Origin of the sequence: Actinacidiphila oryziradicis (genome assembly GCF_005047355.1) — a bacterium.
Classification (GTDB): domain Bacteria; phylum Actinomycetota; class Actinomycetes; order Streptomycetales; family Streptomycetaceae; genus Actinacidiphila; species Actinacidiphila oryziradicis.
Map to the genome: position 1 here is coordinate 1 of NZ_SUMC01000012.1, position 15,525 is coordinate 15,525.

At 72.4% G+C, this 15,525-nt stretch carries 15 protein-coding genes, 1 pseudogene and 1 riboswitch; of the genes and pseudogenes, 9 read left to right on the top strand and 7 right to left on the bottom strand.

What is annotated here, in order from left to right; all coding sequences use genetic code 11:
• Positions 1-131: 131 nt before the first annotated feature.
• Positions 132-2,045 carry a Stk1 family PASTA domain-containing Ser/Thr kinase gene (gene pknB, locus FCI23_RS15160; protein WP_136724409.1) on the bottom strand — a complete coding sequence of 638 codons (1,914 nt, stop codon included), beginning with the start codon at positions 2,043-2,045 and terminating at the stop codon, positions 132-134.
• Positions 2,046-2,123: 78 nt separating this feature from the next.
• On the bottom strand, positions 2,124-3,014 hold the full coding sequence (locus FCI23_RS15165) for a LysR substrate-binding domain-containing protein (protein ID WP_136724410.1): 891 nt from the start codon (positions 3,012-3,014) through the stop codon (positions 2,124-2,126).
• Positions 3,015-3,126: 112 nt separating this feature from the next.
• Between FCI23_RS15165 and FCI23_RS15170 the strand changes: the two genes are divergently transcribed.
• Positions 3,127-3,510 (top strand): YybH family protein, encoded by a 384-nt coding sequence (locus tag FCI23_RS15170; RefSeq protein WP_407645963.1) that lies wholly within the window; start codon positions 3,127-3,129, stop codon positions 3,508-3,510.
• Positions 3,511-3,605: 95 nt separating this feature from the next.
• Here the strand turns inward: FCI23_RS15170 and FCI23_RS15175 are convergent, their stop codons facing one another.
• The 3 genes from FCI23_RS15175 to thiO all read right to left on the bottom strand — a co-directional run bounded on the left by FCI23_RS15175 (position 3,606) and on the right by thiO (position 5,820).
• Positions 3,606-4,427, bottom strand: a complete 822-nt coding sequence (locus FCI23_RS15175; RefSeq protein ID WP_136724411.1) for a thiazole synthase — start codon at positions 4,425-4,427, stop codon at positions 3,606-3,608.
• Between the two features lie 8 nt (positions 4,428-4,435).
• Positions 4,436-4,636 (bottom strand): sulfur carrier protein ThiS, encoded by a 201-nt coding sequence (thiS, locus tag FCI23_RS15180; protein ID WP_136724412.1) that lies wholly within the window; start codon positions 4,634-4,636, stop codon positions 4,436-4,438.
• Positions 4,633-5,820 carry a glycine oxidase ThiO gene (thiO, locus tag FCI23_RS15185; protein WP_136724413.1) on the bottom strand — a complete coding sequence of 396 codons (1,188 nt, stop codon included), beginning with the start codon at positions 5,818-5,820 and terminating at the stop codon, positions 4,633-4,635. Before thiO ends, thiS begins: the two co-directional genes overlap by 4 nt.
• Positions 5,817-5,928, bottom strand: a riboswitch (TPP riboswitch). Its footprint overlaps the gene before it by 4 nt.
• Before the next feature lie 98 nt (positions 5,929-6,026).
• Between thiO and FCI23_RS15190 the strand changes: the two genes are divergently transcribed.
• The 5 genes from FCI23_RS15190 to FCI23_RS15210 all read left to right on the top strand — a co-directional run bounded on the left by FCI23_RS15190 (position 6,027) and on the right by FCI23_RS15210 (position 10,503).
• The gene (locus FCI23_RS15190; RefSeq protein ID WP_265737746.1) at positions 6,027-7,226 is read left to right on the top strand and encodes an NAD(P)/FAD-dependent oxidoreductase; all 1,200 of its coding nucleotides are present in this window, start codon (positions 6,027-6,029) and stop codon (positions 7,224-7,226) included.
• A 167-nt stretch (positions 7,227-7,393) separates the two neighbouring features.
• On the top strand, positions 7,394-7,759 hold the full coding sequence (locus tag FCI23_RS15195) for an Rv2175c family DNA-binding protein (protein WP_136724414.1): 366 nt from the start codon (positions 7,394-7,396) through the stop codon (positions 7,757-7,759).
• Positions 7,760-7,788: 29 nt separating this feature from the next.
• Positions 7,789-8,445 (top strand): thiamine phosphate synthase, encoded by a 657-nt coding sequence (thiE, locus tag FCI23_RS15200; protein WP_136724415.1) that lies wholly within the window; start codon positions 7,789-7,791, stop codon positions 8,443-8,445.
• Positions 8,446-8,560: 115 nt separating this feature from the next.
• Positions 8,561-9,478: a methylenetetrahydrofolate reductase [NAD(P)H] gene (gene metF / locus FCI23_RS15205; RefSeq protein WP_136724416.1), complete on the top strand. Its 918-nt coding sequence runs from the start codon at positions 8,561-8,563 to the stop codon at positions 9,476-9,478.
• A 59-nt stretch (positions 9,479-9,537) separates the two neighbouring features.
• Entirely contained in the window at positions 9,538-10,503 is a 966-nt protein-coding gene (locus FCI23_RS15210; protein WP_136724417.1) for a hypothetical protein, read from the top strand.
• 153 nt (positions 10,504-10,656) lie between these two features.
• Here FCI23_RS15210 and FCI23_RS15215 read toward each other — a convergent pair whose 3' ends face one another.
• Positions 10,657-12,096 carry a phytoene desaturase family protein gene (locus tag FCI23_RS15215; protein ID WP_136724418.1) on the bottom strand — a complete coding sequence of 480 codons (1,440 nt, stop codon included), beginning with the start codon at positions 12,094-12,096 and terminating at the stop codon, positions 10,657-10,659.
• 302 nt (positions 12,097-12,398) lie between these two features.
• A complete protein-coding gene (locus tag FCI23_RS15220; RefSeq protein WP_136724419.1) occupies positions 12,399-13,022 on the bottom strand; it encodes a TetR/AcrR family transcriptional regulator in 624 nt (207 codons plus the stop codon).
• 325 nt (positions 13,023-13,347) lie between these two features.
• Between FCI23_RS15220 and FCI23_RS15225 the strand changes: the two genes are divergently transcribed.
• From FCI23_RS15225 to FCI23_RS15235, 3 genes and pseudogenes are all read left to right on the top strand, one after another.
• The gene (locus FCI23_RS15225) at positions 13,348-13,800 is read left to right on the top strand and encodes an SAV_6107 family HEPN domain-containing protein (RefSeq protein ID WP_246143725.1); all 453 of its coding nucleotides are present in this window, start codon (positions 13,348-13,350) and stop codon (positions 13,798-13,800) included.
• A gap of 202 nt (positions 13,801-14,002) precedes the next feature.
• On the top strand, positions 14,003-14,779 hold the full coding sequence (locus FCI23_RS15230) for a class I SAM-dependent methyltransferase (protein ID WP_136724421.1): 777 nt from the start codon (positions 14,003-14,005) through the stop codon (positions 14,777-14,779).
• Between the two features lie 205 nt (positions 14,780-14,984).
• Positions 14,985-15,377, top strand: a pseudogene (locus FCI23_RS15235) (DUF3040 domain-containing protein); the annotation flags it as partial.
• Positions 15,378-15,525 lie beyond the last annotated feature (148 nt).

Genomic DNA, 15,525 nt, shown 5'->3' on the forward strand with positions numbered 1-15,525 from the left:
CCCCACCCCCAGCTACCTCCCCCAGCCTTCGGCCGGGAGGTGCCCCCAGGAGGTGCCCCCACCTCCGCCTTGCCAGACTTGCCCCTCGCCCCGCTCCTTCCTCCACCCCACCTATTCGCGCGGCCTCTTAGCTAGCCCACCCAGAGGGTCACCGTGCTGCCCCTCGCGGCTTGGCCGCCGGCGCCGGGGGACTGGCTGCTGACCGTACCGGTGAAGAAGAAGCGGATCACGCGGACGTTGAAGCCGGCGTCCTGCAGGATCTGCTTGGCGTCGGCGACCTTCTTGCCGCTGACATCGGGGACGTCGATCATGTCCTGGCCCTTGGAAAGGGTGAGGGTGACCGTGTCGCCCTTGGCGAGCGGGATGCCGGCGGAGGGGGACTGCTGGGCGATACCGCCGGCGGTGACGGTGTCGGAGAAGGCTCGGGCGTCGGCGAGGGTGACCTTGAGGCCCGCGTCCTGGAGCTTCTGCTGGGCGTCGGCGACGGAGTCACCGACCACGTCGGGGGCGTCGATGGGCCGGCCCTTGCTGACGGTGATGGCGACGGCGTTGTCGGGGGAGCGGAGAGTGCCGGCGGCGGGCTCGGTGGAGATGACGATCCCGGCGGCGATGCTGTTGTCGAAGACCTTGGTGACGGTGCCCGGGGCGAGGCCGGCCGACTTGAGCCGTTGCCTGGCCTGGGCGAGCGTCTTGCCGACGGCATCGGGGACCCGGACGCGCTCGGGGCCCTTGGAGATGGTCAGAGTGACGGTGCCGTTGCTGCGGACCCGCCCGCCGGGGGCCGGCCTGGTGGAGATGACGTCGCCCTTGGCCACGGTCTCGCTGAAGCCGTAGGCCACGGCGGTGTTGAGACCGGCCGCGTCGAGCTGCTTCTCCGCCTCGGCCCGGGGCAGGGCGAGCACGCCGGGGGTACGGGTGAACTGGCCGTCGCTGATGTACCAGACGCCGGTGCCGAGGCCGAGGGCCAGGAGCACGGCCGCGACCAGGGCGATCACGGTGCGCCGGGAGCGGCGCCCGGGCTCGGGCGGTTCCAGGAGCTCCCCCATGGGGACCTGGAAGCGGCTGGTGCGGTTGAGGACCTCGTTGGTGTCGGTGGAGCCCATGCCGGTGGCGGGGGTACGCGGGATCGCGGCCGTAAGGTCCTCTGAGTGTGTGGCCGCGACCGCGGCGGCGGGCGGCATGGCGTCCAGCTGCTCGTCGGTGAGGGTCTGGCGGGCCGAGTGCAGTCCGGCGAGCAGCTGGGCGGCGTCGGCGGGGCGTAGCCGCGGGTCGCGGGCGGCGGCACCCGTGACAAGGGCGTCGAGCTGGGGCGCGAGGCCGGGGACGGTGGCGGAGGGCGGCGCGATGTCCTGGTTGAGGCGCTGGTAGATGACCTGCATCGGGGTGCCGCCGGTGTGCGGCTTGCTGCCGGTCAGCATTTCGTGGAGCAGCAGGCCGCAGGCGTAGACGTCCGAACGCGGGTCGCAGTGACCGTGCTCGATCTGCTCGGGCGCCATGTAGGAGACGGTGCCGAGCACCGATCCGGAGGAGGCGGTCGTGTTGGTGTCGACCGCCCTGACCAGGCCGAAGTCGGCGACCTTGACCCGGCCGTCGTCCCCGATGAGGACATTTTCCGGCTTCATGTCGCGGTGTACGAGCCCGGCCCGGTGCGCGGCCCCGAGGGCGGCGAGCACCGGCTCCAGGATGTCGAGCGCGGCGCGCGGCCGCAGGGCGCCGCGCTCGCGCAGGACGTCGCGCAGGGTGCAGCCCGCGATGTACTCCATGGCGAGGTAGACATAGGTGCCGTCGGAGCCCTGGTCGTAAACGCCCACCACATTGGGGTGGTCCAGGCGGGCGACGGACTTGGCCTCGCGGATGAAACGCTCGATGAATTCGTCGTCGGCGGCGAGCCCCGGATGCATCACCTTGAGGGCCAGCAGGCGGTCCAGCCGGATGTCCACGGCCCGGTAGACCGTCGCCATGCCGCCGACCGCGATGCGCGCCTCGATGCGGTACCGGCCGTCGAGCGTGTGCCCGATGAGCGGGTCGTGCAGGGTCGTATCCACGGTTCAGCAGTCTACGAGCCGTCCCGCAAGGCTTCTGCGGGATGCCCGGACTGTGGCGGGCCCGTGTTGTAAGGCGACCTAACCGTGACAGCCGAGCACGGCCCGGGCGTGGCTGATCAGCGCCCGGGCGGCGGGGCTGACCGGGCCGCCGTCCCGCCAGGCCAGCACGATCCGGGCACGCAGCCGTGGGTGGGTGACCGCGATGGCGTGGAGTTGCCCCGGACTGCCCTGGGCGGCGGAGGCGGGCAGGATGGCGACACCCAGGCCGCGGGCGGCGAGCCGCGCGACGACGGCCGGGTCGCCGGCCTCGAAGGCGATCCGGGGCCGGAACCCGGCGGCGGCACAGGCGTCGTCGAGGGCGGTACGCAGGCCGGTGCCCGGCGGGAGGCTGATGAGGGGCCGCCCGGCGAGGGCTTCGAGGGGGAGGGTGGTGTGCGCGGCCAGGGGATCGGTGGCGCTGACCGCGGCGGCCAGCGCCTCGTCGATGACGACCTGGGTCGCGATTCCGGGTGGCGCCGCGGTCGCCAGGCCGATCACGGCCATGTCCAGCCGCCCGGTCCGGAGCGCCTCGGTCAGGTGGTCGGAGGTGTCCTCGGAGAGAGTGATCTCCACCGCCGGATGGTCCTGGTGGAAGCCGGCCAGCAGATCGGGCAGGTCGACGCCGCCGCACGAGACCACCATCCCGACCGCGACCCGCCCGCGCACCAGCCCGGTGAGCTCGTCCACGGCGAGCCGCGCCCCGTCGACCGCGCCGAGCGCCGCCCGGGCGTAGGGGAGCACGGCCGTCCCGGCGGCGGTGAGCCGTACGGTGCGTCCCGAACGGTCGAACAGGGCCTGGCCCAGCTCTCGTTCCAGCTGGCGGATCTGGGCGCTCACACCGGGCTGTGCGACATGCAGTCTGGCGGCGGCCCTGGTGAAGTTCGCCTCTTCGGACACGGCGACGAAGTACTCAAGCTGACGCAGCTCCATAACTGATGATTCTAGTGACCAGAAGAACCAGATCTTCGACTTATGGCTCTTTGAACCCCACGATGGGTGGTGAGCGGCATGAGCGCCATGAGCTTGCAGATACGAAAGGGCGATGACGATCACGATGACGATGACCGGTTCACGTGAAAAGGCCGAACAGCCGGAGGACCTGGCGCGGCTCTTCGTCGAGCGGGCCAACGCCGGCGACGCGGAGGGACTCGCGGAGCTCTACGAGCCCGACGCGGTGCTCGGTTTCCCGCCGGGGGCCGAAACCGTGGGGCGGGAGGCGATCCGGGCCGTGTGCGAGCAGATGCTCGCCAAGGCGGGCGGCGTCAAGTTCGAACTGGAGGAGGCACTGCCCACGCTGCGCCACGGCGACCTCGCCCTCACGGCCACGCGTCCCGCCGACGGGACCGGCGGCCGGGCCCAGGTCGCCCGCCGCCAGCCGGACGGGACCTGGCTGCGGATCCTCGACCGCCCTGAGGCGCGAGGCTAGGTCCTCAATCGCCGGACGGGACGGGCTCATTTTTTGAGCCCGTCCCGACAGAACCGGCACCGGACGGATCCGGTGAACCGATGCGGTCACCGCAACTACCGCAGCGACCCCCCGGCCCCTGCGGGGAACGCCGGCCGCTCCGGATCGAACGCGGCCACCCCCTCGACCGGCGAGGACGCCTCCGCGTAGTGCCGCCGCGGGATCCGCCCGGCCCGGCGCGCGAGGCGGCCGCCCTCGACGGCATGGCGCATGGCCTCGGCCATGAGGACCGGCTCCTGGGCGCGGGTGACGGCCGACGCGAGCATGACGGCGGCACAGCCGAGCTCCATCGCGAAGGCCGCGTCCGACGCCGTACCCGCGCCCGCGTCGAGGATGACGGGAACGGCGGCGCGCTCGATGATCAGCTGGAAGTTGTGCGGGTTGCGGATCCCGAGCCCGGAGCCGATCGGGGAGCCGAGCGGCATGACGGCGGCGCACCCGGCGTCCTCGAGCCTGCGGGCGAGCACCGGGTCGTCGTTCGTGTACGGCAGGACGGTGAAGCCGTCGTCGACCAGCGTCTCGGCGGCGTCCAGCAGCTCCACCGGATCGGGCAGCAGGGTCCGCTCGTCGGCCACGACTTCGAGCTTCACCCAGTCCGTGCCGAGCGCCTCACGGGCGAGCCGGGCGGTGAGCACCGCTTCGCCCGCGGTGAAGCAGCCGGCCGTGTTGGGCAGGACGCGGATGCCGTGCCGCTGCAGCACGGACAGCACGGAGCCCTTGACCGTCGGGTCGAGGCGGCGCATCGCGACGGTGGTGAGTTGGGTGCCGGAGGCGAGCAGCGCCTGCTCCATGACCTCCAGGCTGGGGGCGCCGCCGGTGCCCATGATGAGGCGGGAGGCGAAGGCGGTGCCGGCGATGGTCAGCGGGTCTTCTGCCACGGTGGTGATCAGCCTCCCTGAACCGCGGTGAGGACCTCGACCCGGTCGCCGTCGGCGAGTGCGGTGGCGGGCCACTGACCGCGCGGTACGACGGTTTCGTTGACGGCGGCGGCGACACCGGACGGTGCCGCGCTGAAGCTCGCCACAAGGCGGTCGAGGGTGAGCCCGGCGGGGATGTCGCGGGGCTCGCCGTTCACTGACACGGTCATACGGGCTGCTCCTGCCGGGAAACGGGCCTGCCTGGGCGGAACCGGGCGGGGGAGAAGGGCCGTGCCTGTTCGGGCACCTCGCCGGTGGTGAGCAGCTCGGCCATGATGTCGCCGGTGACCGGGGTGAGCAGCACGCCATTGCGGTGGTGGCCGGTCGCCAGCGACAACCCCGGCAGAGCGGTACGGCCGAGCAGCGGGGCATTGTCCGGAGAGCCGGGGCGCAGTCCCGCCAGGGTCTCGGTGAGCGGCAGTTCGGTGATCCCCGGGACCAGCTCATGCGCGTCCCGCAGTAGTTCGTACACCCCGCCGGCGGTGACCGTGGTGTCCCAGCCGAGCTCCTCGCTGGTCGCGCCGACCACCAGCTCGCCGTTCTCGCGCGGTACGAGGTAGACGTGACTGCCCCGCACCACCGCTCGTACGGTCCTGGACAGGAACGCCGCCTGCCGCCCGTGCGGCGCCGGCATCCGCAGCCGCACCACCTGCCCCTTCACCGGTCGTACCGGCGGCAGGACGTGCTCCGGGAGGCCGTCCACCGTGCCGCTGCGGCTGCCCGCGGCCAGCACCGTCTGCCCGGCGGCCAGCACTGTCCCGTCATCGAGGACGGCGCCGCGCGCCCGGTCCCGTACGACCTCCACCCGGGCGGCCGCCGAGCGGTGGAAGACGGCCCCCGCGGCTTCGGCCGCCCGCAGCAGTGCCTTCGCCAGGCGGCGCGGGTCGACCTGATGGTCACCGTCCACCCGCAGGCCGCCCCGCACCCCCGGGGCGAGCATCGGCTCCAGGCGGCGGCATTCGCGGCCCGTGAGCCACTCCGACTCCAGTCCCAGGGAGCGCTGGAAGGTGTGCAGTTCACGCAGATGGGCACGGTCGTCGGCATCGAGCGCCACGGCGAGCGTCCCGCAACGCCGGTAGCCGATGTCCCCGCCGCCCGCCTCCGCCAGCTCTGCCGCGAAGGAGGGATACCGGCGCGCGGACGCGACGTTCAGGTCGAGCAGTGTCTGCTCGCCGTAACTCAGCTCCGTCACCGCCGCCAGCATCCCCGCCGCGACCCGCGCCGCCCCGCCGCCGGGTTCCGGATCCGCGACCGCGGTGCGCAAGCCCCGCTGGGCCGCGCGCCAGGCCGTGACAAGGCCGATGATTCCGCCGCCGATGACGAGCACGTCGTAGCTGTCGCGAGATGGACGCATGGGTGTCCCGCTCCTCCCTTCGCCGGCATGACCCGGATCAGGTTCGTACGGTCGGCGGCCGGTCAGCCGCCCTCTCAGCCCGGTCGCCGGGCTCCCGCGAGTGCGCTTCTTAGGCCTGACACCTTAGTACGCCCCCGCTCCCCGCAATAGGGCGCCCGGCAAGCGCGCTCCCCCCGGGCGGCCCGGCCCGGCGTTACGGTGATCGCGTGAGCAGCGATGAGCGAGTAGTAATCGTCGGGGCCGGGATGGCCGGCGTACAGACCGCGGTGGCGCTACGGGAGCAGGGGTGGGGCGGCGGGATCACGCTGCTGGGCGCGGAACGGCACGCGCCGTACGACCGGCCGCCGCTGTCGAAGGCGGTGCTCCTGGGCACGGTCGAGGACGCGGCGCTGGAGGTGGATTTCGCCGCGCTGGACGTGGAACTGCTGCTGAGCCGGGAGGCGGTGGCCCTGCACCCCGGCGAGCGGCGGGTGAGCACGGACCTCGGGCCGGTGCCGTACGACCGGCTGGTGGTGGCGACGGGGGCGGAGCCGGTGATGCTGCCCGGGAGCGAGGGCGTGCCAGGCGTGTACGCGCTGCGGACGCTGGACGACGCGGTGGCCCTGCGGCCGGTGCTGGAGGAGAAACGCCAGGTGGTGGTCGTCGGGGCGGGGTGGATCGGCGCGGAACTGGCGACGGTGGCCCGCACGGCGGGCTGTGCGGTGACCGTGGTGGAGGCGGCGCAGCGGCCGCTGGCGGGGGTGGTGCCGGAGGTGGTGTCGGAGCGGATGCGGGGCTGGTACGCGGAGGCGGGGGTGGGGCTGCTGACGGGGACGGCGGTCGCGGATGTCGAGCCGGGCGGGGTGCGGCTGGCGGACGGCAGATGGCTGGCGGCGGGGGCGGTGGTGGTGGGGATCGGGGCCCGGCCGACGACGGCATGGCTGGCCGGGTCGGGGGTGGCGCTGGGCCCGGACCGCGCGATCGTGGCGGACGACCGGCTGCGTACGTCGGTGCCGGAGGTGTACGCGGTGGGGGACTGCGCCTCCTTCCCGTCGGCGCGCTACGGGGAGCGGCTGCTGGTCCACCACTGGGACAACGCGGTGCAGGGGCCCCGCGTGGCCGCCGCGAATCTGCTGGGCGGGGACGAGGTGTACGACCCGGTGCCGTACTTCTGGTCGGAGCAGTTCGGCCGCTTCGTGCAGTACGCGGGACATCACGCCGCCGCGGACACGACGCTGCAGCGCGGTGATCCGGACGGTCACGCCTGGTCGGTGTGCTGGCTGCGCGAAGGCACCCTCGTCGCTCTCCTCGCCGTCGACCGTCCGCGCGATCTCGCCCAGGGCCGCAAGCTCATCGAACGCCGCGCGCGGCTCGACCCGGGCCTGGCCGCAGACCCGGCGGTGCCGTTGAAGGCCGCCGTGGCGTAGTCGGCACCGCGTACGGAGCAATGCCGCGGCACCCGCTCGCGGCCGCGGCCGCACCCGCCGTGGCCTGCGGCGCAGCCGCCTCCGGAGGGCAGACGAAGGCGCTCCGGAGGACGCCGCGGCGGCGATTGCGGTACCGCACTGTCGGTGCGGAGTGGCACGCTTGTCCTGTGACCGAGATCGACGCAAAGATTGACGCCCTCGTACCTTCATGGATGAACCTCCCCGATGTCGCCGAACGGCTCGGGCTGGAGATCACCCGGATCCGCCCGCTGATCAAGGAAGGTCAGCTGATCGCGGTGCGCCGCGGCGAGAACCGGGTGCTGATGGTTCCCTCAGACTTCATCGGCGACGGAAAGATTGTGAAGGGCCTCGCAGGCACCCTGACCCTGCTCAAGGATGACGGGTTCACTGACGAAGAGGCTCTGGAGTGGCTCTTCACGGAGGACCCGACCCTGCCTGGCACCCCGGCGCAGGCGCTGCGAGAGAATCGCGGGACCGAGGTGAAGCGCCGAGCCCAGGCGCTCGCCGTCTAGTCCGGCCCACGTAGGGGGAGCACCACACCATGTCCACCGCCCGCGAGAAGCTCGCCGATGCCCGGTTGTATCTGTGTACCGACGCACGTAGCGGCCGGGGTGATCTGGCGGCCTTCGCGGACGAGGTGCTCGCCACAGGCGTGGACATCATCCAGCTGCGGGACAAGGGCCTTGAGGCCCGCGAGGAGCTGGAACACCTCGCGGTGCTCGCGGAAGCGTGCCGCCGGCACGGCAAGCTGCTGGCGGTGAACGACCGGGCGGATGTCGCCCATGCGATCGGCGCGGACGTGCTGCACCTGGGCCAGGGTGACCTGCCGGTGCCTGCGGCCCGCGCCATCCTGGGCGGCTCCGACAAGGTGCTCATCGGCCGCTCCTGCCATGCCGAGTCCGAGGTGGCCGCGGCCGCCGTGGAGCCCGGTGCGGACTACTTCTGCACCGGGCCGTGCTGGCCGACGCCGACAAAGCCGGGACGGCCGGCCCCGGGCCTGCCCCTGGTGCGGTACGCGGCGGGGCTGGGCACGGCGCGGCCATGGTTCGCGATCGGCGGGATCGATCTGTCGAATGTGGAGCGGGTGCTGGAGGCCGGCGCCCGGCGGGTCGTTGTCGTACGGGCGGTCACCGAGGCCGCCGACCCCGGTGCGGCGGCTGCCGAGCTGGCCAAACGAGTCAGGTCGTACGACGGGTAGGACAGATGGACATCAGCCCGCTCACCGGCCCGGGCAATGAACATCCCGCAGACGTAACGGGCATATCCTCCCTTCCGGCGGTTGGCCGGGTGCGGTGCCAGCTAGCCTGAGGCGTATGGCATTGGGAACCCCTTCCACCAGGACCGATCGTGCGGTCACCATCCGTGAGCTGCTTGCGTCCGGTACGAGGTCGTTCTCGTTCGAGTTCTCCGCTCCGAAGACGGAGAAGGGCGAGCGGACTCTCTGGAACGCCATCCGGCGGATCGAGGCGGTCGGGCCGACCTTTGTGTCCGTCACCTATGGCGCCGGCGGCACCTCCCGGGAGGGCACGGTCCGTGCGACCGACCGGATCGTCTCGGACACCACGCTCACGCCGGTCGCACACCTCACGGCGGTCAACCATTCGATCGCCGAGCTGCGCAATATCATCGGCCAGTACGCGGACGCCGGGATCCGCAACATGCTCGCGGTGCGCGGTGACCCGCCCGGCGATCCGCTGGGCGATTGGGTCCGCCACCCGCAGGGCGTGGAGTACGCGGCGGATCTCGTCCGGCTGATCAAGGAGTCCGGCGACTTCTGCGTCGGGGTCGCGGCATTCACCGAGATGCACCCGCGGTCGGTCGACTGGGATACCGACACTCGTCACTTTGTCGACAAATGCCGGGCCGGGGCCGACTTCGCCATCACCCAGATGTTCTTCGACGCGGACGACTATCTGCGGCTGCGCGACCGGGTTGCCGCGGCCCGTTGCACCACCCCGATCATTCCGGAGATCATGCCCGTCACGAATGTCCGGCAGATCGAGCGGTTCGCGCAGCTCGGCAATGCTCCATTCCCTCCCGAGTTGGCCGACCGTATCCTCGCGGTCAAGGAGGATCCGGCCGCGGTGCGGGCGATCGGCGTAGAGTTCGCCACCGAGATGTGCCGCCGGCTGCTGGCCGAGGACATTCCGGGGCTGCACTTCATTACGCTGAACCACTCCACGGCCTCGTTGGAAATCTACGAGAATCTCGGATTGCACCAGCGGTCGTGACGGGCGGAACTGCCGCCCGCGGATGCCGACAGCACGGTGAACGGTGAGGAAGTGCGCACATGGGCTACACGGTCCTCTACATCGCGTTCGGTGGCGTCGCGCTGTGGCTGCTCGGCGAGGTGCTGCTGCAGTACAAGGCGCGGCTGCGCTGGCGGCTCCTAGCCTTCGGCGGTTTCGTCGGCGTGGTCCTGGGTGTCTACCTGCCGTCCGTGATTGTCATCGCACTCGGTGCGGCAGCCTTCGGCACCGGGCAGACCTTCGTCACTCTCTCCTACCGGCGCGGCTTCACTTCCGGCTGGGCGATCCGGTCCGGCGCGGACAAGCCCGGTAAGGACGAGCAGCCGGACAGGTCCGGCAAGTCGGAGAAGCCCGCCGGAGGCAACCGCCGCCGCCGGGGCCGTGGCGAGGAGGCCGAGGCCCAGCCTCCGTTCCAGGTCTCCCCGGTCGAACCGATCGCCGCGGGCGTCGGTGCGGGCGCGGCCACCGGCTCGGGGATGGGCGCCGCCGAGGACTACCAGGCGTACGAGAACTACGGCGCCTCGTACGAGAACGCCTCGTACGAGGGCATCGACTCCACGCAGGTCTACCAGCCGATGCCGCTGGTCGATGAAAGCGGCGAGTACCCGATCTACAACAACCAGTCCTCCTACACTCCCGACCCCTACACCAGCGGCGGCTACGAGGGCTATGGCGCCCAGGGCTACGACGGCTGGAACGGCGAGCAGCAGCAGCCCGCCGCTCCCGTCTACGACCAGCAGCAGGGCGCCTGGGACTCCCAGCAGGGGTACCAGCCCGCCAGCGACCCCTACCTCGGCTACGGCTACTCGGACCCCAACCAGGCCCAGCCTCAGTCCCAGTACAGCTACGACACCCCCGCCGGCGGGGTCTGGGTCCCCCAGCAGCAGTCCGGCGACGAGCAGCAGCCGTACATCCCGCAGCAACCGCAGTACGAGCCGAACCAGCAGGCCCAGCAGCCGCAGTACGAGCAGCAGCACGTGGACCCCTCCGACCCGTACCGCTTCTAACCGGGGGCTCCGCCCCCGGACCCGCCCCCTACGCCCTGCGGGCGTGGGGGGACCCCCACGGGGGAGGGTGGCCACAACCCGGCCACCGGCCCGCGCGTAAACAACGGGGCCCGGGGCAGAGCGGGGCCGGTTTCCTGCCCGTCCGGCGAGGACTCAGCGGCTGCCGCCAGGCCCGCCGGATATCAGGTCGGCCGTGATCGCACCGGACATCCCGGCATGCGCGAGCCCCCCGCCGGGGTGCGCCCACCCGCCCACGAGGTAGAGCCCGGGGAAAGGCGTGCGGTTCGCCGGGCGGCGGAACGCGCCGCCGCTTCCGGCGAGGACCGGGCCCGGGACGGCGCCGCCTGGGGCGCCGGTCTCACGCTCGGTGTCGGCGGGGGTGCGGACCTCGCGCCACAGGATGCGCTCGCGCAGCCCGGGGACGGCCGCCTCGGCCGCCCGCAGGAGACGCTCCGCGGTCTCATCGGCGCCGCCCTCCACCTCATGCCACGCGGCGGTGGCGGTGACGGTCACCGCCTCGTGCGACTCGTCCGGGCGGAGCGCGGGATCATCCGGCCGGAGCACGGTGACCGTGGGTTCCCCGCCGTGCCGCTCGGCGGGGTGGACCAGGGTGCGGTGTGCGGTACCGGCGGGGCGGGCACCGCACAGGGCGAGGCAGAGCGTGAGACGGCCGGGCATGCCAGGGCCGGGGGCGGGCGCCCAGGAGGTGTCCGGCGGGCCGGGCAGCAGCGCGTTCAGCTGCCAGGGGTCCACCCCGGCGACGACCGCGTCGGCTTCGGCCACGCGACCGTCGGCAAGCTCGGCCCCGGCGGCGCGGCCGTTCTTCTCGGTGATCCGCACTGCCTCGGCGCCGAAGTGGAACTCCACCCCGCGCGCAACGCACCGTCCGTACACCGCGTCGGCGAGGGCGCGCATCCCGCCCCGCACGTACCAGGTGCCGAAGGTCTGCTCGATGTACGGCAGCACGGTCGCGGCGGCCGGGGCGCGCCGGGGGTCGTAGCCGTACTCGAGCGCGTAGCTCTCCAGGAGGGCCGCCAGCCGGGGATCGCGCAGCTCGCGGATGGCGACCGAGGCCAGGGTCGGCTCTCCGCGCCGGAACAGGCCGCGCCGCGCCGGGTAGGGGTCGCGCCCGAGTGGAACGGCGCCGGGGGGCAGGGCGTCCTCCAGCAGCGGCCGGCGGGTGGCCTCCCAGACTTCCCGGGCGCGGGTCAGCAGCTCGCTCCACCGCTCCCCGGCGCCCGCGCCGAACGCGGCGTCCAGCGCGGCGGTGACGCCCGACCGCGAGGCGTTCGGCAGGGACACATCCGTGCCGTCGGCGAAGAGGTGGCGGCTCGCCGGGTCGACCTGCACCAGCTCGATGCTCTGCTCCAGAGTCTCCTTGCCGGTCTTGACGAACAGGTCCCGGTACACCGCCGGGAGCCGCAGCAGCCCCGGCCCGGTGTCGAAGGCGAAACCCTCCCGCGCGTACTGGCCGACGCCGCCGCCATGTGTTGCCGAGCGCTCGTAGACCGCCACCCGGTGGCCACCCGTGGCCAGCCGGGCAGCCGCTGCCAGCGCGCCCATTCCGGCGCCGATCACCGCGATTCGTGCCATGTCAGGGACTGTATCGGCAGCCACTGACAATGGCCGACGCCGGACCCTGAGTCATACCGCCCACCGGTGAGTACCTGTACTCAGGGGCGCAGTTGAGTAGGCGCGCGGATAGGCCGCTACGGGCGTAGACGTCAAAGTAGAGGCAACGGACGGGCGCGGTGCCGGACCGCCGACACGGGGCGGCGGAACGGTGCGGCCCGGACGGGAACGGGGGGAGCACGGGGGAGCGGGGAAAGCGCTGTTCTGGCACGGCCCGACGGGGGTTCGGACCGCGCCAGGACAGCGCGCTTTCATGTCCGGGCTCAGGCCGGGGCGTGGGGGATGTGCCGCCCCCCGACCCGGCCCTGGAGCAGCCGGGACAGCGCCGCGTGGACGTCGTCGATGCTCCGCTGCGGCTGGAACGCCTGCCAGTCCAGGGCCGTCATGAGGACCATCCCGAAGAGCGCCGCGGCCGTGAGCGGCACATCGATCTCCTCGCTCAGCTCGCCCGTGGCCACCGCCTCCGCCAGCACCTTCTCCACGGCCGACACCGCGTCGCTGCGGACCAGCATCAGGGTCCCCTGCCAGGCCCGGTTGGTGCGCCACAGCTCGGCGACGTACAGCTGGGTGACGGAGGGGTAGCGGGCGATGAACTCGAGTCCGGCCCGGATCATCGCGTCCAGGGCGTCCACCCGGCTGCCGCCGGCGGCGGCGGTGGCGGTGTCCGCCGCCCGCAGGGAAGCGGTGAGCAGCCCGACGCCGTGCCGCAGCAGCTCCTCGAAGAGCTCGTTCTTACTGGCGAAGTTGTAGTAGACGGTGCCCTTGGCGACCCCGGCGCGCTCGGCGATCTCGTCGACCGTGGTGGCCGAGAAGCCCTGCTCGGCGATGAGGGTGACGGCGGCCTCGTAGAGCTTCTGCCGGGTGGCCTGGCGTCGTGCGCTGTTCATGCCGTTGATTCTCCCTCGCACGGCGTCACAAGGTCAGCTCCGGGTGGAGCCGGTCCAGCGTCCACACCTGCTTGCGGCGGGCCGACCACGCGGTGAGGGTAAGCGCCGGCTCCTTGAGGCCGAACGACTCCGCTCGGATCACGATTCCTCTTTTTACGCTGACCAGTCAGTGCAAAAACTCTGCCGCATGGACTCCGACTCGTTCCGAACCGGCCTGTGTTGCGGGTGTTTGCCCAGGTCAGAGTGATTGTCAGTGGTGTGCCTCACGATGAACATGTACGGCCCGGAACTGTCGGACACGTCCCACGAAGACAGGAGGTTCGTGATGACTGCTCCAGCCACCGATGTACATCCCGTCCTGCGCCAGGCCGCGGCCCCGGCTGCCGCCCTCGACCTGCTCGGCCAGGCCCGCCGCGGGCTCGAGGAGGCGGCTGCCCTCGAACCGGCCAACGAACGCTATGCCACGGCTCATCTCGCCGCCCTCCGCACCGCGGCCGCCGTCCTCGCCGTGCGCGGCAGGCCCGAGCCCACCCGGCGGCGCCGGCAGCGGATCCGCAGCGCCTGGGAAGTGCTCCCCGAGGTCGCCCCCGAACTCGCCGAGTGGAGCGCGCTGTTCGAGGCCGGCGCGAGCACCCGGGCGCGGGCCGAGGCCGGCATACAGGGCGCCGCCACCCGCCGGGAAGCGGATGACCTGATGCGGGCGGCCGGGATGTTCCTGCGACTGGTCGAGCGGCTGCTGGCGCTCCAGCCGACGCTGCCCCAGCAGCAGGCCACCTGACCGGCCGCCGCCCGGGCAGGCCTTAGCGGCCGCGCCGCTGCGGCTGATATGCCTCCCCCGGCTACCTCCCCCATCTTCGGCCGGGAGGTGCTCCCAGCGCGGCGGGCCGCTCCTTCTCCCACGGAGATCGGCCGGGCAGGCCTTAGGGTTGAGGACAGGCCCCAGGGCCTGCCCGCCACCGCCCCCCGAGGAGCCGTTCGCCATGTCCCGTAATGGAGGGGCCGACTCGATGCGGCCCCGCGCGTCCCTGCGCACCGCCGTGGTCTGGGAGGTCCTCCGCGATGCCCTCGACCGGCAGGCCAAGGCAACCGGGCGGGACGTCCTGGACGTACTCGACACCGGGGGCGGCACCGGCAACTTCGCGGTGCCCGTCGCACGGCTCGGACACCGGGTCACCGTCGTCGACCCCAGCCCCGACGCGCTCTTCGCGCTGGAGCGCCGGGCCGCGGAGGCCGGAGTGACCGACCTGGTTCGCGGCGTCCAAGGCGACACCCATGGCCTGCTGGAAGTGGTCGGGCCGGAGAGCTACGACGTGGTGCTGTGCCACGGGGTCCTGGAATACGTCGACGACCCGGCCGAGGGCGTTCGCAACGCCGTGGGCGCGCTCCGTCCGTCCGGCACCCTCAGCCTGCTCGCCGCGAGCCGGGGCGGGGCGGTGCTGGCCCGTGCCCTCGCCGGCCACTTCGTCGAGGCCCGGCACGCCCTGGACGACCCCGACGGCCGCTGGGGCGACGGCGACCCGGTGCCGCGCCGCTTCGACGCAGACGGGCTCACCCGGCTGGTCGCCGACGCCGGGCTGCGGGTCGGCCCCGTGCACGGGGTCCGGGTTTTCGCGGACCTGGTGCCCGGAGTCCTGGTGGACACCGAGCCGGGAGCCCTCGAAGAGCTGCTCCGACTTGAGCTGGCCGCAGCCGAGCAGCCGGCGTTCCACGCGATCGCCACGCAGCTGCATGTGCTGGCCCATCGCGGTGATCGGTAGCAGGCAGTAGCAGATCCGGAGTAGTCCGTCACAGGCCCCCCGATCAGCGTTCCAGGACCGTATGCTGGCATGACGTGATGACGGACGGGGAATATCCCTACCGTCGGACTGGCGCAGTGGGGCGGGTTTCACGGGGACGATTCCCTGCCTATTCTGGAAGGGTCGTACCGGTCGCTTCCCCGCGACCGATGAGTAGGAGGACTCCGTGCCGCTCTCGGAGCACGAGCAGCGCATGCTCGAGCAGATGGAGCGAGCGTTGTACGCCGAAGATCCCAAGTTCGCGTCGGCGCTCGAGGGAAGCGGGCTGCGCACGTACACCCGGCGGCGCGTCTACCTGTCGGTGGCGGGCTTTCTGGTCGGTATCGCGCTGCTGATGGCCGGCATGATCGCACTCCAGTGGTGGATCAGTGTCGTGGGCTTCCTCGTCATGCTGGGCTGTGCCGTTCTCACGGTCACCGGATGGCGCCGGGTCACCAGACCCGGCGAAGCCCCGGTGCCTCCGGGTCACCATGGCCGCGCACCCCGCCAGGCTCGCCGCAGGGGCAAGGTGATGGACCGGATCGAGGAGCGGTGGCAGCGCCGCCGTGACGAACAGGGGCGGTGCGCGTGCCGCTTCGGCGCCCGAAACAGCCGCACAACGCCGAGGGGCGCGGGCTCTCAGGAGCCCGCGCCCCTCGGCGTTGTGTCGCCACTTGGCTCGTGCCCGCGGCGTTCGGTACCGCCGCCGGGCGGCGCTTGTCAAGGCC